17 protein-coding genes are annotated in these 20716 nt (G+C 61.9%); 7 read left to right on the top strand and 10 right to left on the bottom strand.

The genetic code is table 11. The features are described from left to right. Positions 1 to 51: 51 nt before the first annotated feature. From htpX to bamC, 6 genes are all read left to right on the top strand, one after another. The gene (htpX, locus tag U0004_RS23080) at positions 52 to 936 is read left to right on the top strand and encodes a protease HtpX (protein ID WP_035821167.1); all 885 of its coding nucleotides are present in this window, start codon (positions 52 to 54) and stop codon (positions 934 to 936) included. 38 nt (positions 937 to 974) lie between these two features. Continuing rightward, entirely contained in the window at positions 975 to 1598 is a 624-nt protein-coding gene (locus U0004_RS23075; protein ID WP_034783341.1) for an L-threonylcarbamoyladenylate synthase, read from the top strand. Positions 1599 to 1778: 180 nt separating this feature from the next. Further along, the gene (locus U0004_RS23070) at positions 1779 to 2456 is read left to right on the top strand and encodes a site-2 protease family protein (protein WP_034783349.1); all 678 of its coding nucleotides are present in this window, start codon (positions 1779 to 1781) and stop codon (positions 2454 to 2456) included. A gap of 42 nt (positions 2457 to 2498) precedes the next feature. Next, complete coding sequence (locus U0004_RS23065; protein ID WP_070260359.1) at positions 2499 to 3071, top strand: class I SAM-dependent methyltransferase; 573 nt, start codon at positions 2499 to 2501, stop codon at positions 3069 to 3071. An 84-nt stretch (positions 3072 to 3155) separates the two neighbouring features. After that, complete coding sequence (gene dapA, locus U0004_RS23060; RefSeq protein ID WP_070260358.1) at positions 3156 to 4034, top strand: 4-hydroxy-tetrahydrodipicolinate synthase; 879 nt, start codon at positions 3156 to 3158, stop codon at positions 4032 to 4034. A gap of 80 nt (positions 4035 to 4114) precedes the next feature. Beyond that, positions 4115 to 5308, top strand: coding sequence for an outer membrane protein assembly factor BamC (gene bamC / locus U0004_RS23055; protein WP_070260356.1), 1194 nt, complete (start codon positions 4115 to 4117; stop codon positions 5306 to 5308). A 294-nt stretch (positions 5309 to 5602) separates the two neighbouring features. On the opposite strand, the gene U0004_RS23050 is transcribed toward bamC, so the two are convergent. Both U0004_RS23050 and U0004_RS23045 read right to left on the bottom strand, forming a co-directional pair. Continuing rightward, entirely contained in the window at positions 5603 to 5857 is a 255-nt protein-coding gene (locus tag U0004_RS23050; RefSeq protein WP_034783358.1) for a hypothetical protein, read from the bottom strand. A 354-nt stretch (positions 5858 to 6211) separates the two neighbouring features. Continuing rightward, positions 6212 to 7333 (bottom strand): cupin domain-containing protein, encoded by a 1122-nt coding sequence (locus tag U0004_RS23045; RefSeq protein ID WP_034783359.1) that lies wholly within the window; start codon positions 7331 to 7333, stop codon positions 6212 to 6214. A 93-nt stretch (positions 7334 to 7426) separates the two neighbouring features. On the opposite strand from U0004_RS23045, the gene U0004_RS23040 reads away from it, so the two are divergent. Next, positions 7427 to 7972, top strand: a complete 546-nt coding sequence (locus U0004_RS23040; protein ID WP_034783360.1) for an FKBP-type peptidyl-prolyl cis-trans isomerase — start codon at positions 7427 to 7429, stop codon at positions 7970 to 7972. Positions 7973 to 8162: 190 nt separating this feature from the next. On the opposite strand, the gene U0004_RS23035 is transcribed toward U0004_RS23040, so the two are convergent. The 8 genes from U0004_RS23035 to U0004_RS23000 all read right to left on the bottom strand — a co-directional run bounded on the left by U0004_RS23035 (position 8163) and on the right by U0004_RS23000 (position 20698). Next, the gene (locus tag U0004_RS23035) at positions 8163 to 9200 is read right to left on the bottom strand and encodes a hypothetical protein (protein WP_070260354.1); all 1038 of its coding nucleotides are present in this window, start codon (positions 9198 to 9200) and stop codon (positions 8163 to 8165) included. Continuing rightward, positions 9197 to 11899, bottom strand: a complete 2703-nt coding sequence (mutS, locus tag U0004_RS23030) for a DNA mismatch repair protein MutS (protein WP_070260352.1) — start codon at positions 11897 to 11899, stop codon at positions 9197 to 9199. The genes U0004_RS23035 and mutS overlap by 4 nt, the downstream gene beginning before the upstream one ends. A gap of 351 nt (positions 11900 to 12250) precedes the next feature. Continuing rightward, complete coding sequence (locus U0004_RS23025) at positions 12251 to 12808, bottom strand: hypothetical protein (protein WP_139144295.1); 558 nt, start codon at positions 12806 to 12808, stop codon at positions 12251 to 12253. Then, positions 12805 to 15042, bottom strand: coding sequence for a serine/threonine-protein kinase (locus U0004_RS23020; protein ID WP_115057565.1), 2238 nt, complete (start codon positions 15040 to 15042; stop codon positions 12805 to 12807). The genes U0004_RS23025 and U0004_RS23020 overlap by 4 nt, the downstream gene beginning before the upstream one ends. Before the next feature lie 202 nt (positions 15043 to 15244). Further along, positions 15245 to 16567, bottom strand: coding sequence for an aspartate aminotransferase family protein (locus U0004_RS23015; RefSeq protein WP_070260346.1), 1323 nt, complete (start codon positions 16565 to 16567; stop codon positions 15245 to 15247). Between the two features lie 80 nt (positions 16568 to 16647). Continuing rightward, on the bottom strand, positions 16648 to 17535 hold the full coding sequence (locus tag U0004_RS23010) for a MurR/RpiR family transcriptional regulator (protein ID WP_070260344.1): 888 nt from the start codon (positions 17533 to 17535) through the stop codon (positions 16648 to 16650). Between the two features lie 44 nt (positions 17536 to 17579). Then, positions 17580 to 17864, bottom strand: a complete 285-nt coding sequence (locus U0004_RS23005; protein WP_070260342.1) for a hypothetical protein — start codon at positions 17862 to 17864, stop codon at positions 17580 to 17582. A 170-nt stretch (positions 17865 to 18034) separates the two neighbouring features. After that, on the bottom strand, positions 18035 to 20698 hold the full coding sequence (locus U0004_RS23000; RefSeq protein ID WP_070260340.1) for a TonB-dependent receptor: 2664 nt from the start codon (positions 20696 to 20698) through the stop codon (positions 18035 to 18037). Positions 20699 to 20716 lie beyond the last annotated feature (18 nt).

The raw sequence follows: 20716 nt of genomic DNA, 5'->3' as shown, positions 1-20716 counted from the left end.
GCATATCTTTTTGTTATTCTTGTTATACATAGTCATCCGGAGCCATCGCCCATGAAACGTATCGTCCTTTTTATCGCAACCAACCTGGCCGTGATGCTGGTGCTGTCGCTCGTGCTCAGTTTGCTGGGCGTGGGCAATCCGGCGCGCGGCAGCACCCTGAACCTGGGCAGCCTGCTGGTGTTTTCGCTGGTGGTGGGCTTCACGGGTTCGATCTTTTCATTGTTGATCAGCAAGCCGATGGCCAAGTGGAGCACGGGCGCGCGCGTCATCGACAACCCGACTTCGTCGACGGAATTGTGGCTGGTCAATACCGTGCGCGCCTTGTCCGAGCGGGCCGGCATCGGCATGCCGGAAGTGGCCGTGTACGAGGGCGACGCGAATGCGTTTGCCACGGGCGCCTTCAAGAATTCCGCGCTGGTGGCCGTCTCCACCGGCTTGCTGCAAAGCATGAATCGCGATGAAGTCGAAGCCGTGCTGGGCCATGAAATCGCCCACGTCGCAAATGGCGACATGGTGACCCTGACCCTGATCCAGGGCGTGGTGAATACCTTCGTCGTCTTCATGGCCCGCGTGGTGGGTTTCTTTGTCGATAACGTGCTGTTGAAAAATAACAACCGCGAAGGGGGCGGACGCGGCATCGGTTACTTTGTGACCGTGATGGTGTGCGAAGTGATCTTCGGCTTGCTCGCTTCCATCATCGTGGCCTGGTTCTCGCGCCAGCGCGAATTCCGCGCCGACGCCGGTTCCGCCAAGCTGCTGGGCAGCCCCACGCCGATGATGCACGCGCTGGCTCGCCTGGGCGGCGTGCCGCCGGGCGAGCTGCCGCAATCGATGCAGGCGCTGGGCATCAGCGGCGGCAATGGCGGCTGGGGCGCGCTGTTCGCCACCCATCCGCCCCTCGAACAACGCATCGCCGCGCTGCGCGGCGTACAATGATGCCAACTTAACAAGCTGGTTCGCCAGAACGCTTACACATGAGTCAATTTTTCCAGATTCACCCTGACAATCCGCAAATGCGCCTGATCAAGCAGGCGGCGCAGATCATCCAGTCCGGCGGCGTCGTGGCCTTGCCGACCGATTCCTGCTACGCGCTGGTGTGCCAGCTCGACGACAAGGGTGCCGTCGAGCGCCTGCGCCGCATCCGTGGCGTGGATGAAAAGCACCATTTAACCTTGCTGTGCCGCGACTTAAGCGAGCTGGGCGTGTATGCCCGCGTGGACAACCGCCAGTTCCGCTTGCTCAAGGCGGCCACGCCGGGCGCCTACACTTTCATCCTGGAAGCGACGAAGGAAGTGCCGCGCCGCCTCAGCCATCCTTCGCGCAAGACCATCGGCCTGCGCGTGCCGCAGCACCGCATCGTGCAATGCCTGCTGGAAGAGCTGGGCCAGCCGCTGCTGGGCGCGACCCTGACCCTGCCCGGCGATGAAGACAGCCTGACGGACGCCGACACGATCCGCGAACGGCTGGAAAAACTGGTCGACCTGATCATCGATGGCGGCGTCTGCGCGCATGGCCCCAGCACCGTGATCGACCTGACGGGAGCGGAGCCGGAAGTGGTGCGCGTGGGACGCGGCGACCCGGCCGTGCTGGGTTTGTAGGAGATTGCATTTACCTATCTTTACAACACCTGACAAAACCGTAGCGAGCGGAAGGGAGTTGTGGCTAAGAAGCACAGTGAGCATCGCAGGCCGCAAATCGCGACGCGCAGTAGGTTTTGGCAGGTGTTCTTAATGACAACGTAAGAAAGGGGCTGGGACGCCTCTGGTAGAATCGCGGTCATGAGCGATTTCAATACGATAGTCCAGACCGTTGCGGTCTACCTGGTGCCGGTGCTGTTTGCCATTTCCCTGCATGAGGCGGCGCATGGCTATGCCGCCCGTTATTTCGGTGATCCCACGGCCTCGAACGAAGGCCGGCTGAGCCTCAATCCCATCCGGCATATCGACCCTTTCGGCACGATCTTGCTGCCCCTGATGCTGTATTTCACGATCCAGGTGCCGTTCGGATATGCCAAGCCGGTGCCTGTCGATTTCAGCCGCCTGCGCAATCCGAAGAAGCAGATGGCCTGGGTGGCGTTTGCCGGTCCTGGCGCCAATTTCGTCATGGGCCTGGGCTGGATGATCGCTTTTGTCGTGCTCAGCGTGATGCCGCCGACGGAAATGGGCATGTTTTTCCGCAAGATGGCGGGCGCCGGCGTCAGCGTGAATGCGGCCATGTTTGTCTTTAACCTGATTCCCGTGCCGCCCCTCGATGGCGGACGCATCATGACGGGCTTGCTGCCGATGCAGCTGGCGCGTCCTTACGCCAGTATCGAGCGCTACAGCCTGTATGTCTTCGGCGCCCTGGTGCTGCTGATGTACACGGGCGTATTGAACCGCGCCTTGCTGGCAGCGATCGAATTTGTCATTGGCATTTTTGTCACCCTGGTCACGCCCCTGACGGCCCTGTTGACTTGATGCAAGCAACTGGATGGACGCAAATAATTGATGGAAGTACCGATGCAAGTAACTGAACCAATTTTAGAAACCGAAGCGATTTCCGGCTGGCTGCGCCGCTGGGCGCCCCTGATCCCCGGCGGCGAAGTGCTGGACCTGGCCTGCGGCGCGGGCCGCCACGCGCGCCACCTGGTGAGCCTGGGCCATCCCGTGATCGCGCTCGACCATGATCCGGAAATGCTGGAAAAGGCGGCCGGCACGGGCATCACCACGTCGCTGGTGGACCTGGAAGGGCCGGGCGCCGTATGGCCTTTCGCCCCCGGCCGTTTTGCCGGCATCGTCGTCACCAATTACCTGCACCGGCCCCTGCTGGAAGCCATGATTGCCAGCCTGGCGCCCGATGGCGTGCTGCTGTATGAAACGTTTGCTGAAGGCAATGAGCAGTTCGGCAAGCCGTCGAATCCGAAGTTCCTGCTGAAGGAAGGCGAAATGCTGACCTGGGCGGTCCAGCACGGCTTGCGTGTGGTAGCGTATGAGGATGGGCGCGTGGAACAGCCAAAAGCTGCTCTGGTGCAACGAATTTGTGCCGTCCGGCCGGATTTTCCACGGTTGGCAGCCCTGCTGCCGACGTTTTGAGCGGCCATACTATGTCAGAATGCACCACAGGCGCGGGCTATCCGCTACAATCGTTGTTTTATTTATCGGCGCTATAAACTTACTATGATCAAGGGCAGCATTGTAGCAATCGTCACCCCGATGCACGCAGACGGCAGTCTGGACTTTCCAGGTCTGCGCAAGCTGATCGACTGGCATATCGCCGAGGGTACGGACGGCATCGTCATCGTTGGCACGACGGGCGAATCGGCAACAGTCAGCGTGGAAGAACACTGCGAACTGATCCAGTTGACCGTCGAACATGCCAAGGGACGCATTCCTATCATCGCCGGCGCCGGAGGCAACTCCACGGCCGAGGCCATCAAACTGACGCGCTACGCGAAAGAAGCGGGCGCCGATGCTGTCTTGCAAGTGGTGCCGTACTACAACCGTCCTACCCAGGAAGGCATGTACCAGCACTTCAAGGCCATCGCCGAAGCCGTCGACATCCCCGTCATCCTGTACAACGTGCCTGGCCGCACGGTTGCCGACATGAGCAACGAAACCATCGTGCGCCTGTCCGCCATCCCGAATATCGTTGGCGTGAAAGATGCGACCGGCAATATCGGCCGCGGCATCGATCTGCTGCGCCTCGTGCCGGCCGACTTCGCCGTGTACTCGGGCGATGATCCGACCGCCATGGCACTGATGTTCTGCGGCGGCCACGGCAATATCTCCGTGACGGCCAACGTCGCGCCGCGCGCCATGCACGACATGTGCGTCGCGGCCATGACGGGCGAGCGCGCCACGGCGATTGCCATCAATAACAAAGTTTTTCCTTTGCACCAGAAATTGTTTGTCGAGCCCAATCCGGTGCCCGTCAAATGGGCGCTGGCCGAAATGGGCCTGATGCCAGCCGGCATACGCTTGCCACTGGTGCCGCTGGCTGAGAATTGCCATGCCACCGTGCGCGATGCCTTGCGCGACGCTGGCATCCTGTCTTAAGCCGAACTTCAAGCCCGGACTCGACCAGTCCGGACCTTCCCTGATTCCAGCTGCTACTTAGCTTCTTATCCAGTTACGACATGACTAATTGCAAGAAAACCAAATCGGCGCCTGCCACCATCGCCGTCCGCGGCATCGTCATCGGCGCCGTCGCAGCCAGCCTCGCGGGCTGTGGCATGATCAGTTCGGTAGTCGGCGGCGACAAGGTCGACTACAAGTCGGTCAAGAAAGCCGGCACCCTGGACGTGCCGCCTGACCTGACGCAATTGCAGCAGGACAACCGTTATTCCTTGCCGGATTCGAAAAATGGCGTGGCCACGGCTTCCGGCTACAACGCGCAGCGCAACGCCACGGCCGGTACGCCCGTCGTCGTGGGCGCCGACGGCGTGGTGGGCGTCGTGCCGGTCACGGCAGGCGGCGTGAAGGTCGAGCGCGCGGGCAACCAGCGCTGGCTGGTCGTCAAGCAGTCGCCTGAAGTGCTGTGGCCGCAGCTCAAGCAATTCTGGGAAGATTCGGGCTTTACCATTGCCATCGACCAGCCGACGGCTGGCATCATGGAAACAGAGTGGAACGAAAACCGCGCCAAGATCCCGCAGGACTTTATTCGCAGCACCATCGGCAAGGCTTTCGACGGCCTGTATTCGAGCGGTGAAAAAGACAAATACCGTACCCGCGTGGAGCGCCTGGCCGATGGTTCGACCGAGATCTACATCAGCCACCGTGGCGTGGAAGAGGTTGTCACGGGCCGCGACAAGGAAACCACCACCTGGACCGCGCGTCCCAACGATCCGGGCCTGGAAGCGCAATTCCTTGCCAAGCTGATGACGCGCCTGGGCGCGGCCAGCGACGATGCGCAGGCGAAGACGGCTGTCGATGCCGCCATCGTGCAGCCGCAGCACGCCAAGCTGGTGGGCGACGCCGCCACGCCGGCGCGCGCCATCGAAGTCGATGAAAGTTTCGACCGCGCCTGGCGCCGCGTCGGCCTGGCACTGGACCGCGTTGGCTTCACCGTGGAAGACCGCGACCGCACGCAAGGCACGTATTTCGTGCGTTACGTCGATCCGGATGCCGTCAAGAAAGATGGCTTCTTCTCGAAACTGTTCAGCTGGGGCTCGTCGTCCGACAAGGACAAGGGCGCGCAGCGCTACCGCGTTCTGGTCAAGGCAGGCAATGGCTCGACCAGCCTGGTCAGCATCCTCAGCAACGAAGGCCAGCCGGATGTCTCGCCAGTGGCAGAGAAGATCCTGGGTCTGCTGAACGACCAGTTGAAATAAGTTCGCTGAGTGGCGGCTATCAAAAGCTGTCACACATCATAAAAAAGGCTGGTCCGGTGCAAACCGGGTCAGCCTTTTTATTTTGGGTATGCAATAGGTGTTTGCGACGCCCAGCAAAACCGTGGCGAGCGACAGTGATTGGTGGCCAAGAAGCGTAACCGTACTTTAGTACGGGGGCGCCGAGCCGGTGAGCATCGCAGGCCGCAAAGCGCGGCGCGCAGCAGGTTTGCTTGGGCGTTTGCCCAATAAAAAAGCCGGCCCGAAGGCCGGCTTTCTTTAGTGCAGGGTGCTAAATTACTTAGCAGCCGATGCAGCAGCCGAAGCAGCCGAAGCAGCGTCGGTAGCGGCCGAAGCGGCAGCCGAAGCAGCAGCAGCAGCGTCGGTAGCGGCCGAAGCAGCAGCGTCAGCAGCAGCAGCTGGAGCAGCTTCAACTGCTGGTGCTGGTGCTGGGGTTTCAACTACTGGTGCTGGTGCAGGAGCTTCTTCTTTTTTGCTGCAAGCAGCCAGAGCAACAACCATCAGGGAGGCGATCAGCAGGGATTTTTTCATTTGTTTTCCTTAATTATTTCAAAAAATAAATCAATATTGTTGCGATGAATAATTACCGGTAATTATCGCTCGTTAGGTCGTCTTCGAAGGCTTTTCGTACCAGGTGGTGCCTGCCAGACAACGGAAACTTCCTAACCGAATATTATAGCGATTTTTGGTGCGTCGCAATAGGAGCAAGAGGCAAATTCGCAACTATTTTGTGATATCGCAATATTTGCCGAAGCAAATTGCAAGCAAGTGTAAGCGATTTGCGAAAGCGCGACAAAACGATATAAAAATAATATGTTTTATTGCGCTAGCGCAGATGCCGATATTCCCCCTGCTGTAATACCACTTTTACTACGCTGCACCCATTCAAGCCAGTTCGATCCAGCCATCCTGATACCAGGTATATAAGGCATCCATCACGTCATCGGAAGCCTGGGCTACGGCTGTGCCATCGAGGGCGCGTTCGTTGGCCAGGGTTTCCAGGGCCGTTTTATCGGCCTTGCCAATGGCAAACGATTCGCCATTGATGAAGACATTCTTGCCACGATACAGCATCAGCGTCTTGCGCGACAACACGACACCCTTTTTCTGTGCGGCGTCCGCGAAGCGGCCCACCGTCAGCGGCTTGGACAGCGGCGTGAAAAACACATTGTGCTTCGGTTCCGACAGGTGTTCACCGAGGAAAATGGTCACATCTTCTTCCGTGAAGCGCACCTTGTTCATTTCTTCCGTGATGGTGCTGAGCATTTCACGGGGGATTTCCGCCGGCTTGCCCGACGCCTTCAGGTCCGGATCGCTATAGATGCCCGGCAAGTCGATCGAGTCGGCCATGAATTGCAGGAAGGCTTCGCCCAGTTCCTGGAACGATGGCGAGCGGAAGCCGATCGAATACGTCTGGCAGTCGCCGATGGCCACGCCGTCGTGCGCGTAGTGGGGCGGCAGGTACAGCATGTCGCCCGGTTCCAGCGTGAATTCTTCGTCGGGCGTGAAGTTGCTGAGGATTTTCAGCGGCAAGCCGTCGATCAGGCTCAGGTCTTTCTGCGCGCCGATGCGCCAGTGGCGCTTGCCCTGGCCTTGCAGCAGGAACACGTCATACGAATCGAAATGCGGGCCCACGCCGCCGCCATCGGTGGCGAAGCTGACCATTAGATCGTCCAGGCGCGCGTCCGGCAGGAAACGGAACTGGCGCAGCAGGGCGTCAGCCTTGGCGCTGTGCAAGTTGGCGCCCTGTACCAGCAAGGTCCATTCCTTCTGTTTCAGCGAGGGCAGGCTGGTCAATGGACCTTGCTGCATGTTCCAGTGGCCATCCGCATGGCTGACCAGGCGCGATTCGACGTGGTCCAGGGTAGCCAGCTCGGCCAGGGCCTTGAAATCGAACAGTGCCTTGAAACCAGGCACGGCTTGACGGATCAACAAGGGTTTTTTATGCCAGTAGTCGCGCAGGAATTGCGCCGGCGTGATATCGCCGAGGAGAGTTAATTTTTTCATGCGCCCATTATAACAACCGGAAATGCAGGAATGCGCCTGCCGTTGGCGGCGTGAAGGTATAATTTGCCAGCTTATACAATGAAAGGAAGCATAATGAAGATTGCCAAAAATACGGTCGTGACTGTCAACTACAAACTGTCAGACGCGCAAGACAATCTGATCGAAGACGGCCGTCAGCCTATGGTCTACCTGCACGGTGATTATGAAAACACCCTGCCTAAGATCGAAGAAGAGCTCGACGGCAAGGAAGTTGGCTATTCCAACACGATCCAGATCGAACCGGATGATGCTTTCGGTGAATACGATCCAGCCCTGGTGAAGGTCGAGCCGCGCAATCGCCTGCCTGAGCCGCTGGAAGTGGGCATGCAGTTCGAAGGCATGCCGGAAAGCGATTCGCCGGACGAAGAAGCGATGATCTTCACGGTCACCGATATCGCCGACGACAAGGTCGTGCTGGACGGTAATCATCCACTGGCCGGCATCGCGCTGCGCTTCTCGCTGACCGTCGCTGACGTGCGCGCAGCCACCGACGAAGAAATCGCCCATGGCCACGTGCATGGCGCACACGGCCATGACCATGGCGATGAAGATGATGAAGGCGAAGAGGGCGATCACTTCCGTACCCACCCTATTCATTAACACCTGACCAAACCTGCTGCGCGCAGCGGGGCGCGGCCGGCGATGCTCACCGTACTCTAGTACGGTTGCGCTTCTCGGCCACGCCGCGCAACTGCTCGCTACGGTTTTGTCAGGCGTCGTGACGTCTGTTGGGCGTGACGCTGCTTGAATGAAAACAGGCCGGCTATATGCCGGCCTGTTTGCTTATGCGCTAACGGCGCACGGTCGATGCCCTGGCCCTGGCTTGCGCCGATGGCCTGACGGCGCGTTGACGCACCTCAAAGAATGGCGTCTTGCCTGGCCGTACGGCGATGGCGGCCCAGTCGTTGTTGATGCTGACGTGGCCCAGGTTGCCTTTCCAGCTGATCTTCGGCCCGCCTGTTTTGGCTGCGGCTTTTTTGGTTTTCCCCTCCTTGCCATCCGTGTCGCCATCGCGCTGCGTATCGACCAATAACACCTTGCCGCTGAATTTCTTCGCCAGTGTGCGGATCTGCTTGCGCGGTCCGGCAAAGCCGTCCTGTTTCGAACTAAAGCTGGGCAGCAGCGAATTGTCGTCTTCATCGAGCACGCCCGCGTCGCCATCGGAAAACAGCACGATGCCGTCGAGCTGCTTGCGCTGCGCCATGGCGAACAGGCGCTGCAGCCAGGAGCGGTTGGCGACCAGGCGGTCTTCGAATTCGCTGTTGCGTCCCGCTTCTGGCAAGAAATGGTTGTTGTTCGCGGGCAGGTTGACGGTAGCAAACAGCACGCCGCCGTATTCCCAGTGGGCGTTTTCCGCATAGCTGCGGAACTTCGCCGTCGATGACAGCCGCGACAGGGTCAGCTTGCGCTGGCCCAGGCTCTGATCATCGGCAAAATACACGTCGCGCAGGCGGTTCAGGCGTTCGATGGCGTTGACCCTGCCGCGCGAATTGCGGCAGTTGGCCCAGTCGCTGGCCGACAGCGAGACGATCAGCGGCGGTCCGCTGGCGTCCAGCAAATCCTTGCGCTGGCCATACAGCTTGTCGCTGCACGATTCGCTGGCGGCCTTGATGCCGGTGGCCACGACGAACGAGGCATTGAAGGCGCTGGTGTCGGCGATGGCTTTTTTCAGGGGGCCGTCGTCCGGCCCCGCGTTGAAGGAATGGCCCAGTACGGCAAACTCGAAGCCGGCCTGGTCGCCCGGGGCGGCCAGCGCCGCTTGCCATGGCAGGCTGGCAGCCAGCAAGCCGGCGGCCAGCAGGCGTATCGAGCTGCGCCGGCAGGTCATGCGGCGGCCAGCCGTTTCAGCTGGTACAGCTGTTCCAGCGCGTCGCGCGGCGTGAGCGCATCGGGATCGAGGTCAGCGATGGCATCGAGCAAGGCTTGTTGCGCCGCGTTCAGCGCCGCCAGCGGCGCCGCCGCTTCCTCTTCTTCCTCCTGTGCATACGGATCGGCTGCCGGTGCGGCGAACAGGTCGCGCTGCGGCGTGGCGTCGAGCGCCTGCGCTTCCAGGCGCGCCAGGTGCTTGCGCGCCGCCTTGATCACGGGCTGCGGCACGCCAGCCAGTTGCGCCACCTGCAAGCCATAGCTTTGCGAGGCGGGACCGGCTTGCACGGCGTGCAGGAAGACGATGCTGTCCTTGTGCTCGACGGCAGACAGATGCACGTTGGCGGCGCTCGGGTGGCTGTCCGGCAGTTGCGTCAGCTCAAAGTAATGCGTCGCGAACAGGGTGAAGCTGCGGCTCGTATCGATCAGATGGCGCGCGATGGCCCAGGCCAGGGCCAGGCCGTCGAAGGTCGAGGTGCCGCGGCCCACTTCATCCATCAGCACCAGCGAGTGCTCGGTGGCGCCGTTCAAAATCGCCGCCGATTCCGTCATTTCCACCATGAAGGTCGAGCGTCCGCCCGCCAGGTCGTCGGTGGCACCGATACGCGTGAAGATGCGGTCGATGGGGCCGATGGTGGCGGAAGCGGCCGGCACGTAGCTGCCCACGTAGGCCAGCAGGGTGATCAGGGCCACCTGGCGCATGAAGGTCGATTTACCGCCCATGTTCGGACCGGTAATCAGCAGCAAACGGCGCTCGTTGACGAAGCGGCAATCGTTGGCGATGAAGCGTTCGATCTGCTTTTCCACCACGGGGTGGCGGCCTTCGACGATGTTGATGCACGGTTCCTCGACCAGTTGCGGCGCGGCCCAGTTGTGTTGCTGCGCATGTTCCGTCAGCGCATTCAGGGTGTCGAGCTGGGCCAGGCCTTGCGAAATCGTCTGCAAAGTCCCAATGTGCGGCGCCAGGTCTGCCAGCAGCAGGTCGTACAGCAGCTTTTCGCGCACCAGGGCCTTGTCTTGCGCCGACAGGGCCTTGTCTTCGAACACCTTGAGCTCCGGCGTGATGTAGCGCTCGGCGTTTTTCAGGGTCTGGCGGCGGCGGTAGTCGTCCGGCACCTTGTCCGTCTGGCCATGCGTGACTTCGATGTAGAAGCCGTGCACCTTGTTGTATTCGACACGCAGGTTGGCGATGCCCGTGCGTGCCCGTTCGCGCGTTTCCAGGTCGAGCAGGAACTGGCCCGCGTTTTCCGACAGTGCGCGCAATTCGTCGAGTTCGGCGTCGAAACCGGTGGCGAAGACGCCGCCGTCGCGCACCATCGCGGCCGGCTCCTGCGCCACGGCGCGCACCAGCAAGTCCAGGCAGGCGGTTGGCGTGGCCAAGGCCTTATGGATGGCGGCCAGCAAACCGGTTTCGCCGCCCTGGCCGCATTGTTCACCCCTATAGCAACGGACCACGTCGCCGCGCAGGGCCGGCAGTTGCAGCAAGCCGTCGCGCAGGGCGGCCAGGTCGCGCGGACGCGCCGACAGCAGCGCGATGCGCGTGGTGATGCGTTCGATATCGGGTACTTGCGCCAGGGTGGCAGCGAGCGGACCGGCCGCTTCGCTTTGCGCCAGTGCGGCGATGGCTTCATGGCGCGCGCGGGCCACGTTCTGGTCGCGCCGCGCATGGTGCAACCAGTGGCGTAGCATGCGCGAACCCATGGCCGTGCGGCAATGGTCGAGCAGCGAGAACAAGGTCGGCGATTCCTGGCCGCGGATGGTTTCCGTCAGTTCCAGGTTGCGGCGCGTGGCCGCGTCCAGTCCGATGAATTCGCTTTCCGTTTCCGTCGTCAGGGAGCGCACGTGCTGCAAGCCGCGTCCCTGCGTCGACTGCGCATAGCGCAGCAGCGCGCCGGCCGCGCCAAATGCGGCGCCGAGGCCATCGGCGCCAAAGCCCGTCAGTGTCGCCACGCCCAGCTGGTCGAGCAGGGCCTTGTGGCCGCCCACCACGTCGAAATGCCAGTCCGGCACGCGGTTGATGTGCGTGCCCGCGTAGTCGTCGAACAGGTTGCCGTTGTCGCCGCTCAAGATTTCGGCCGGCACGATGCGTTCCAGTTCCTGCTGCAATCGCACGGCCACGGTGCTGCTGTCGCCGGAAAACTCCATCAACTTCAAAGCGCCGCTCGCCAGCGACAGCCAGGCCAGGCCAGTGGTGACCGTCTTGCGCTGCGTGATGCTGCACATGGCCAGCAGCGGGCGCTCGGCCTTCTCTGGCAGCAAGTCCGCATCCGTCAGGGTACCGGGCGTGACGACGCGCATGACCTTGCGTTCGACGGGACCCTTGCTGGTGGCCGGGTCGCCGATCTGCTCGCAAATGGCCACCGACTCGCCCAGCTTGACCAGCTTGGCCAGGTAGCCGTCCAGCGAATGAAACGGCACGCCGCACATCTTGATGGGGTTGCCACTGGCCACGCCGCGCGCCGTCAGGGTAATGCCCAGCAGGCGCGACGCTTTCTCCGCATCCTCGAAAAACAGCTCGTAGAAATCGCCCATGCGGTAGAAAACCAACATCGTCGGGTGGTTTTCCTTGATGCCCAGATATTGCTGCATCATTGGAGTAAGCTTTTCAGCCGAATTTTTCTTTGCCGCGGCGGCGTTGATTTCTTTTGGGACGGTGGTCATGTGTTCTTTGTCGTTGGTCCGGCGGCCGGAAAATGCGTGCCTGCCGGGCTGTGTGTGGTGCTGTGTGCATTCAAGGCCGCGCCAGGGGGCGGAGCTTGGCTTCAAGGCCGTCATTTTACCGCTTTCGGCGGGCGGGGCGGCGTATTGCGTGCGGATGTGAAAAAGCCGCGCCGGTGTGGGGGGCTTGGGAGTTGACTATGCTGTGCTCAACGGAGAGCGTGACGACACGGATCGTGTCTGGATGGCAGAACTGACCCTGGCCCCGGTGAGTGCCTGTAGGTAGCCTGTGTTTACCGATGCGGTTTTGGCTGGTGGGTCCCGCCATGCTGGCATATGGCGGGACAAGGAGTTTTACCAGTCGGTATTGCCGCCAACTGAGCTTTCCGGGTCAAAGGAAAAAACGCGTAGCTCTGGTTGAACGCCTTCGCCGCGCATGATGCGCACTGTCATGACGAAAGACAATTCCCAGCGGCCGCTTGCATATCCCACATCCAGATTGTGCTTCCATTCCTGGCGGATGCGGTGCAGGGCCGGCAGTTCCGGTTCGCCCAGTATTTGCTGGATTTCGAAGTCCAGCGGCAAGCTATAAGTGGCGCCTACGGCTTGCAGGAAGGGCGAAGGCGGCGAGTAGATGGTTGCTACTTTCGGGCCGATCTGTGTCAGCTGCGGCACGCTGATGATGCAGCAGTCGACGATCTGGAACGAGGTGAAGCCGCTTTCCTTGGAGCCGCAGCAGGTGACGTCGAGATAGACATGCTGGCCTTTCTGGAAGTGCACGCCGCCCATGTAGGGGCCGTGACGTGGATCGGCCGTACCATCGCACGAGGTGAAGCTGTAGTCGAGTTGATTGGTGATCTGATCTGCGTCAAAATGCACGGACAATTTCATCCAAGGGCTTACATAGGTCATTTTTTATCGTTTCTTTCTATATCAAGTAATTGCTGGTAGCGAGTATCTCGCCGAAGATTCAACAGATCGGGTGTGGATTCGATCAGATTGATAGGGTAGCCACGCTTGATCGCCTGCGTCAGGGCGGTGAATGCTTCAGCTCGATTTCCTATGAGTTCATAGGTCAAGGCGGCGCGAAAATGGATATCGGGCGCCTCGGGCGCCAGCGTGACAGCCTGTTTCACATGAGCTAGGGCTGACTGTTTGATATTTGCGTAAGCGCAATACAATGCCATCCTGGAGTTGAATGTGGGATCATGGGGCAGGCGTTTCAGCAGCGGCGTCAATAGTTCGATGGCCCGTTCGTAGGAGCGCTGCGATGCTTTCGCCTGGGCCGGCACCCAGCGCTGGGCATCGGCCAGATTTGCCCACAGCCAATAGTTACCGGGATTTCCCTTATTGTCGGAAACGGCATTCTCGAATGCCTGGACGGCACCCGAATAGTCGCCCTTGGCAAATAGCGATGTCCCCAAATTAGTGTATAGCTCCCAGTCAGGACGTACCTGCAATCCCTGCTGCAATACTTGCAATGCTTCATCTGGACGATTCTGGCGTAGCAGGACGGCGTTCAGCTGGGCATAGGAGCCGGGCGTTTGCGGATCCATTTTGATGCTTTTGCGAAAAGCATGCTCGGCAGCCATATAGTTAGCCTGCTTGTAGTACATGGCGCCAAGCTGAGATATGAAGAGACGCTCCTGTGGATAGGTCGCAATGGCATGTTCCAACAAAGCCTGTGCTTGCTCAAATCTTTGTGCATGGATCAACAGGCGCACTTTCCCATACAGCGCCATGACATTGTTGGGTTCCAGGTTCAGGGCCGCGTTGGCCAGTTGCATGGCTTCGGCGCGTTTTCCTTGAAATTCCAGGACCCAGGCTTGCGCCACATGGGCGAGTGCAAGTTGATTGTCCGCTGCTAATGCCAATTTGGCACTGATATCTGCACGCTGCAGCCAGGTGGGATCGCGGCCATTGCCGATGTAGCGCAGGCCGGATGCCAGCGACAAACCGGCGGCCGCCGCTGAATGGTTTGGAGTATGTGTCAGAACCTTGGTAAATTCCTGGATGGCTAGTTGCTGGTTGGTGTCTCGATCAAACACCCGCAACGCCTCCATCCCCGCCGCCATGCTGGCCATTTCCGAATACGGCGCAGGCGCCTTTTCACCTGTGACGAACGATTTGACGGCAGGAATGATATTGGGCAACTGCCATCCTGCCAGCACGGCCAGCAGTGCCACGCCCGCGCCCCATTTCAGGGTGCGCTTGCGGGGCAGGGGCAGGCGGATGGAGACGCTGGCGGGCGGTTCTTCCTTCGCAGGCGGCTCGTCGGCCAAGGGCGCAGCCAAGGTGAGCGGTTCGCCGCGCTGCGCGCCTAGCGCCTCGCGCACGGCGCGCATGGTGCGTGGCCGTTCCGCCGGGTCGTGCGCCGTCATCGCGCGCACGAGGGCGTTGATGGCGGGTGGGACGGAGTCGGGCAGGTCGGGCCAGGCTTCCGTCGCCTGCATGTGGGCGGCGGCCAGGGCCAGGCCGTTCAGGTGGGCGAAGTGGCGCTGGCCGGCCAGCATTTCGTACAGCATGGCGCCCAAGGCATACACGTCGCCGCGCGTGTCGGGCAGGCGGCCCATCAGGCGCTCGGGCGCCATGTAGGCGATCGTGCCCTGCAAGTCGCACAGGGTGGTCGTTTGCGTTGCTTGCGGGTCGATGTGGCGGGCCAGGCCGAAGTCGAGGATGCGCACCTTGCCGTTTGCCTCCAGCATCAGGTTCGACGGTTTCAGATCGCCGTGCACGAGGTCCATGGCGTGCGCCTCGTCCATGGCGTCGGCGATCTGGTAGGCGATGTCGAGCGCGGCTTGCAGGTCAGCCTTGCCGCTGTGCATGAACTGGCCCAAGGTCTGGCCTTCGACCAGTTCCATCACGATGGACTGGCTCGTGCCCTGGCCTTCGATGGCGAAAATGCGCACGAAAGCGGCATGCTTGAGCGAGGCGGCCAGGCGTGCTTCATTGATGAGTTTTTCCGGATGCAGCACGTCGGCTTGCGGTTTCAGGCGTTTCAGCGCCACGCTGCGGCACAGCTTGGCATCCCAGGCTTCGAATACATGGCCGAAACCGCCTTCGCCCAGCAAGCGGCGCACTTCATAGTGCCCGCTGATCGTGTCGTCTTGCAGTGGGGGCTGACGCAGGGAGTCGAGCAGTTCCATATACCTTGGCTTCAGAGTGCATCAACGTGGGCGTCCAGCATCGAAAAGGGCAATGCGATGTTTGAATGCTCAAGATGATTGATTTTGAGTAACTTCCTGATTTAAAACGATTGTTTAAAATAAGTCAATTAATATTGGCAAGGAGTGAACAAAAGTTGCTGGTCGAGGCCTTGGCGCATTTCCGCCATCGATGCATGCGCGGCTACCCCACGCAAGCATTGATGGCCGTGCCCAGCTTGTCGACGATTTCATCGACGTGGCTGGCGTCGATGATATAGGGCGGCGCCAGCAGGATGTGGTCGCCGTGCAGGCCGTCGATGGTGCCGCCCATGGGGTAGCACATCAGTCCGTTGTGCATGGCTTGCGCCTTGATGCGCGCATGCAGGCGGCGGGCAGGGTCGAAAGGCTGTTTGCTGGCACGGTCCTGCACCAGTTCCAGGCCCAGGAACAGGCCGCGGCCGCGGATGTCGCCCACGTGCGCATGGCCATCGAAACGCGCAAGCAGCCGCTCTTGCAGCAAGCCGCCCATGGCGCGCACGTTGAGCAGCAGACCGCGTTCCTCGATCTGCCGCTGCACGGCCAGGGCGGCGGCGCAGGCCGTGGCGTGGCCGATATACGTGTGGCCGTGCTGGAAGAATCCCGTGCCGGCGCGGATGGTGTCGCGGATGTCTTTGGAGACCATCACGGCGCCGATGGGCTGGTAGCCGGCGCCCAGGCCCTTGGCGATGCAGATCAGGTCTGCCGTGATGCCTTCCTGCTCGCAGGCGAACAGGCTGCCCGTGCGGCCCATGCCGCACATGACTTCGTCGAGGATCAGCAGGATGCCATGGCGCTGGCAAATGTCGCGCATGCGCTGGAAGTAACCGGCGACGGCGGGCAGGGCGCCGGCCGTGGCGCCGACGACGGGTTCGGCGATGAAGGCCATGACCTTGTCCGCGCCCAGCTCGGCGATAGTGTCTTCCAGTTCCTGGCCCAGGCGCGCCACGTAGTCGCCGTCCGTTTCATGGGCTGGCTGGTCGCGCCAGGCGTAGCAGGGCGACACATGCGTCACGTCGATCAGCAGCGGTTCGAATTGCTGGCGGCGCCAGGCGTTGCCGCCCGTGGCCAGTGCGCCCAGGGTGTTGCCGTGGTAACTCTGGCGGCGCGCGATGACGTGGCGGCGCTGCGGCTGGCCCCGTTCCACGAAATACTGGCGCGCCATCTTGAGCGCGCTTTCCACCGCTTCCGAACCTCCCGAGACGAAATACACGCTGTCGATGCCGGCAGGCGCACGGGCGACGAGGAAATCGGCCAGCTGCTCCATCGGCTTGCTGGTGAAAAACGAGCTGTGCGCGTACGCCATCCTGGCAACCTGCTGCTGCACTGCCGCGATCACGGCCGCATCCGCATGACCGAGACAGGAGACGGCCGCGCCGCCGCAGGCGTCCAGGTAGCGCTTGCCGTCGGCGTCGATCAGGTAGGGACCATCGCCGCCCGTGGCGACGGGATAGCTGGCGGTCAAGCTGCGGTGGAAGACATGGCTCATGGCATCGCTTTCTTATCGGCAAGGGGAAGACCGATTATAGAAGGCGTTGCGCCATTTAACAACGTTTGATGTATTTGCTTTTAATTTGCATCGTTTGATGTTTTTGCGTAGGCGCCCAGCGCCCGCAGCTGGCTTTCCGCCGCGCCGATGGCGGTGACGGCGTCGGGCCCCGCGCGCGCCACCAGCAGTTCCACCAGGCTTTCGACCGCCGCGACGCCGGCCACGATGGAGGGGAAGAACGAGGGGCTGTCGACGGCGATGACGATGCTGGCATCGGCTTGCAGGGCCAGCGGCGACAGGGGGCTGTCGCTGATGGCGACCAGCTGGCAGCCGGCCTGGCGCGCCGTCTGCGCCACCAGCAGCGCTTCGCTGGAATAGGGCGCGAAGCTGACGACGACGACGGCTTCGTTTGCCTGCAGGGCGCGCAAGTCCATTTCCAGGGTGCCGCCCTGGCCGCTCAGCAGCTGCACGCTGGGGCGCAGCAAGCGGTACAGGTAGTGCAGGGTGTAGGCGATGGGGTGGGCGGCGCGAAAGCCGGCCACATGCACGCGGGGCGCCGCCTGCAGCAGGTTGGCGGCCGCATCCAGGGCGGCGTGGTTGGCACTTTCCGTGGCGGCCAGGTTGCGCTGCTGCACCGTGAACACTTCGGTGACCAGGTTCCCGTCCTTGTCGGCCAGCGCATCTGCCTTTGCCGCATAGCCGGCCGGTGCGGTGCGCAGGCGCTCGACGAAGATGGCTTTGAGTTCCGGCCAGCCTGCAAAGCCCAGCTGTTGCGCCAGGCGCACGAGGGCGGCCGACTGCACCTGCGCGCGCGCGGCGATGCTGCGCATCGATGAGACGGCCACTTCGTCCGGATGGTCGGCCAGGTAGCGGGCGCCGGCCTGGAATTGCGGGCTCAGTTCCGCATGGCGCGCCTTGATCAGGTCCATCAGTGCCGCATAGGAGTCGTGGGGTGTCGCTGCCTGCATCGCCGTGCCTCATGTGATCGGTTGCGGCGATGGTACAGGATTCGTCAGCGCGCCGGTAGCGGCAAGCCATGCGCCAGTGCGGCCGTGCGCGGGCGCAGGCGTGCAAACAGGTGCGGCCCGGCCGGTTTGCGGCGCGGTCCCGTCGTCAGCACGCGCAGGGCGGTGGGCAGCGGCACGTCGTGGCAGTGCAAAAACAGGGCGGCGGCGCCCGTGCCGGCCATTTCCTGCAAGGCCAGCGCATGCTCGACCAGCGCCGCCGTGCGCATGTCGAGCCGCACCGGGATGTCGGGTTGAAATAACTGTGTGTCGACGTGCCGTGCATTGCGCATGCTGTCCCCGCCGGGTTCGCTAGTCAAGCTGCCAGCATAAAAGCCCCCGGCGGCGCCATTTTGCGTTAAATCAATTCCACTGTCGGATAGATTCCACAAGGCAAAAAAAACGCCAACCGTTGCCGGCTGGCGCTGAAAACCCTCGCAAGGAAGAAAGGGTGGGGGACGGGCTAGTAGCTCCAGCGGACGGAGAGTCCCACGACCTTGTCATAGCGCCGCACATCGCGCACATAGTCCGGCGTGTCGTGGTAGTCGCGGTAGGTCGAGTCGAGCAGGTTGTTCGCGTCCAGCGTCACCGTGGTGTTCGGGTTGAGCTTGTACGAGACCGACGCGTCCAGGGTCTTGGTTGGCGCGACGGTCAGGTGGATGCCCTTGCCGCGGTAGTTGTAGTCGTCGACGTACTTGTCGCGCCAGCTGTAGGCCAGGCGCGCCGACCACGGTCCCTGTTCGTACAGGCCGACGATATTGGCCGACCATTTCGACATGCCCGTGAACGGATGCACGCTGCCATTCAATTCTTCCAGCTCGCCCGTCATGTAGGTGGCGTTCGCTTGCAGGCCGAGGCCGCTCATCCAGCCGGGCAGTTTGTCGTAGAACTGCTGGTAAGCCATTTCCACGCCTTGCAGATGGCCCTTCGAGGTGTTGCGCGGACGCGTGATGTCGTACTCGATGCCGCCATACGTTTCCTTTGCCGAACCGGACAGGATGTAATTCTTGAAGTTGTGGCGGAACACGGTGGCCGTGACGGAACCCGTTTGCGCGAAATACCATTCCAGCGCCACGTCGAGGTTCTTGCCTTCCACGGGTTTGAGGTCGGGATTGCCGCCGTTGCCCGTCGGGCGCACCATCTCCAGGCTCTGGCCCAGGGTCACGCCGGGGTTGAAGTCGGCGAAGTTCGGGCGCTGCACGGCCTTGCCTGCCGTCATGCGGGCGATCAGGTCCTGGCGCAGCATGGCTTTCAGGGTCATGCTGGGCAGCACGTCCGTATCCGAAGTCTTCACGCGTACGGGCGTGATGATGCCGTTTTGCGAGGAATTGCCTTGCAAGTCCTGCTTGGTCTGCACTACGCGCACGCCCAGGGTGCCATCGACCGGTACTTGCGCCAGGTCAAAGCCGATGCGCGCCTTGCCGTAGACGGCATTGGTTTTTTCCACGTCCTTGAAGTGGGTCATCGGATCGTCCGGGCTGCGCTCGCTGCTGCCCGTAAACAGCTGGCGCAAGGTATCCGTGTTGTTAAGCATGAAGTCGCGGCATGGCGTGAGCCAGCTTTGCAGGCCGAAATTGCCCGTGTTCTTGTGCGAAGTGCAGGCCAGGCCGGGCAGGGCGTCGGCAGTCATGATCGACGTCAGTCCGCCTTGCACGTTCTTTTCGCGTATCGACTCCGCCTTGCGCTTGGCCAGGCGCACGCCGCCCGAGAATTCGCGGAAGAAGCCCGTGCTGTCCATGTCGTAGGTAACGTCGCCGCGCCAGTCGGTCGAGCTGCCTTCGTCGTGGCTGTGATTGTCGTAGAAGCCGAGCAGGGTGTAGTTCTTCGGATCCGTCATGTTGTAGCCGGGGTAGCTGATCTGCGCGCCGCCGTGGACGTTGGTGCTGCCGATCACGCTGGTCGGATGGGCGAGAAAGTCGAGGATGGGAAATTCGCGCTCGAAGTTGCTGACCGTGCGCGCCAGTTCCGTGGTGGCGCGCAGCTGCGGCGTGATGTCCCAGCGCGCGCCGATGGCGCCTTGCGAACCGATCGAGCGGTCGCGCCGCGCCTGGGTCGAGCCCAGCGTAAACGGCGACCATGGGCCGTCGATCTTGCCCACCGTGGCCGCCTGATTGGTGCCGGGGATCAGGGTGATGTCCGGGTTCTGGCCCCACGGCAGGGAACCGACGAAGAATTGGCTGTCGAACGCGTGCTTGATCAGGGTCGACATGCCTTCCGCATACACTTCCACCTGCGAGTTCGGGCGCCACTGGAAGGCGGCATTCGCCGCATAGCGCTTGCGGTCGCCCACGGTCGGGATCATGCCGACGGAATCGGGCCCCGTGATATTGCCCGCTTCGGGGCGCTTGACGGGTTCGGCATTCCAGATCGTCTCGTCATAGTATTTGCCGCGCTGGTAGGACAGGCCGAGCAGGGCGCCGAATTCGCCGTATGGGGTCTTCCAGCGGTTCGAGACCATGCCGCTGACGTTCGGGTCCGTCGAACCGGATTTGTCGCGGTGCTCGGCGCGCACGTTGCCCGATGTCGTAAAGCCCTTGAAGTCGAAGGGGCGGTTGGTGCGCACGTCGATCACGCCGGCCGTGCCGCCTTCGACCATGTCGGCGCCCTGCGATTTGTACACGTCCACGCGCTGCAGCATGGCCGTCGGGATGTCGGCCAGGTACAGGCTGCGGCCCACGGAGGTGAACATTTCGCGGCCGTTGAGCAAGGTCACCACGCCGGGCAAGCCGCGGATGATGACGGTACCCGCTTCGCCGCCTTCGCGGCGGATCTGCACGCCCGTCACGCGGCCGAGGATTTCGGCCACGTTCTTGTCGGGGAATTTGCCGATTTCATCGGCGACGATGGAATCGACCACCTGGTCGTTGTTTTTCTTGATCGTCTGCGCGCTTTGCGCAGCACGACGCACGCCAGTGACGGCGACGACGGCGATGCCGGCATTGTCGGCCGCCGGTGCTGCTGCCGGTGCCGTTTCTTCCACCGGCGTGTCCACGGCGGGTGCCTGTTGCGCCCAGACGGAAGCGCTGCTCAGCAGGCCGGCGCCGGCCAGGGCGGCCACCGTGGCCTTCAAGGTCAACCGTGTGTTTTGTCGGGACGTGCGGGTGCCCGTTGCCATCAATTGCTTCATCTTGTCTCCACCTGTATT

It is taken from the genome of Janthinobacterium lividum (genome assembly GCF_034424625.1).
GTDB lineage: Bacteria > Pseudomonadota > Gammaproteobacteria > Burkholderiales > Burkholderiaceae_D > Janthinobacterium > Janthinobacterium lividum.
This window is presented reverse-complemented; position numbering and strand designations above follow the sequence as displayed.

Excerpts from the sequence above, each read along its gene's own strand:
- U0004_RS23075 (WP_034783341.1), top strand. The coding sequence starts at position 975 with ATGAGTCAATTTTTCCAGATTCACCCTGACAATCCGCAAATGCGCCTG.
- U0004_RS23000 (WP_070260340.1), bottom strand. The coding sequence starts at position 20,698 with ATGAAGCAATTGATGGCAACGGGCACCCGCACGTCCCGACAAAACACA.
- U0004_RS23070 (WP_034783349.1), top strand. The coding sequence starts at position 1,779 with ATGAGCGATTTCAATACGATAGTCCAGACCGTTGCGGTCTACCTGGTG.
- U0004_RS23050 (WP_034783358.1), bottom strand. The coding sequence starts at position 5,857 with ATGAAAAAATCCCTGCTGATCGCCTCCCTGATGGTTGTTGCTCTGGCT.
- bamC (WP_070260356.1), top strand. The coding sequence starts at position 4,115 with ATGACTAATTGCAAGAAAACCAAATCGGCGCCTGCCACCATCGCCGTC.
- U0004_RS23020 (WP_115057565.1), bottom strand. The coding sequence starts at position 15,042 with ATGGAACTGCTCGACTCCCTGCGTCAGCCCCCACTGCAAGACGACACG.
- U0004_RS23040 (WP_034783360.1), top strand. The coding sequence starts at position 7,427 with ATGAAGATTGCCAAAAATACGGTCGTGACTGTCAACTACAAACTGTCA.
- U0004_RS23005 (WP_070260342.1), bottom strand. The coding sequence starts at position 17,864 with ATGCGCAATGCACGGCACGTCGACACACAGTTATTTCAACCCGACATC.
- U0004_RS23015 (WP_070260346.1), bottom strand. The coding sequence starts at position 16,567 with ATGAGCCATGTCTTCCACCGCAGCTTGACCGCCAGCTATCCCGTCGCC.
- U0004_RS23045 (WP_034783359.1), bottom strand. The coding sequence starts at position 7,333 with ATGAAAAAATTAACTCTCCTCGGCGATATCACGCCGGCGCAATTCCTG.
- U0004_RS23065 (WP_070260359.1), top strand. The coding sequence starts at position 2,499 with ATGCAAGTAACTGAACCAATTTTAGAAACCGAAGCGATTTCCGGCTGG.
- U0004_RS23035 (WP_070260354.1), bottom strand. The coding sequence starts at position 9,200 with ATGACCTGCCGGCGCAGCTCGATACGCCTGCTGGCCGCCGGCTTGCTG.
- U0004_RS23010 (WP_070260344.1), bottom strand. The coding sequence starts at position 17,535 with ATGCAGGCAGCGACACCCCACGACTCCTATGCGGCACTGATGGACCTG.
- U0004_RS23025 (WP_139144295.1), bottom strand. The coding sequence starts at position 12,808 with ATGACCTATGTAAGCCCTTGGATGAAATTGTCCGTGCATTTTGACGCA.
- dapA (WP_070260358.1), top strand. The coding sequence starts at position 3,156 with ATGATCAAGGGCAGCATTGTAGCAATCGTCACCCCGATGCACGCAGAC.
- mutS (WP_070260352.1), bottom strand. The coding sequence starts at position 11,899 with ATGACCACCGTCCCAAAAGAAATCAACGCCGCCGCGGCAAAGAAAAAT.
- htpX (WP_035821167.1), top strand. The coding sequence starts at position 52 with ATGAAACGTATCGTCCTTTTTATCGCAACCAACCTGGCCGTGATGCTG.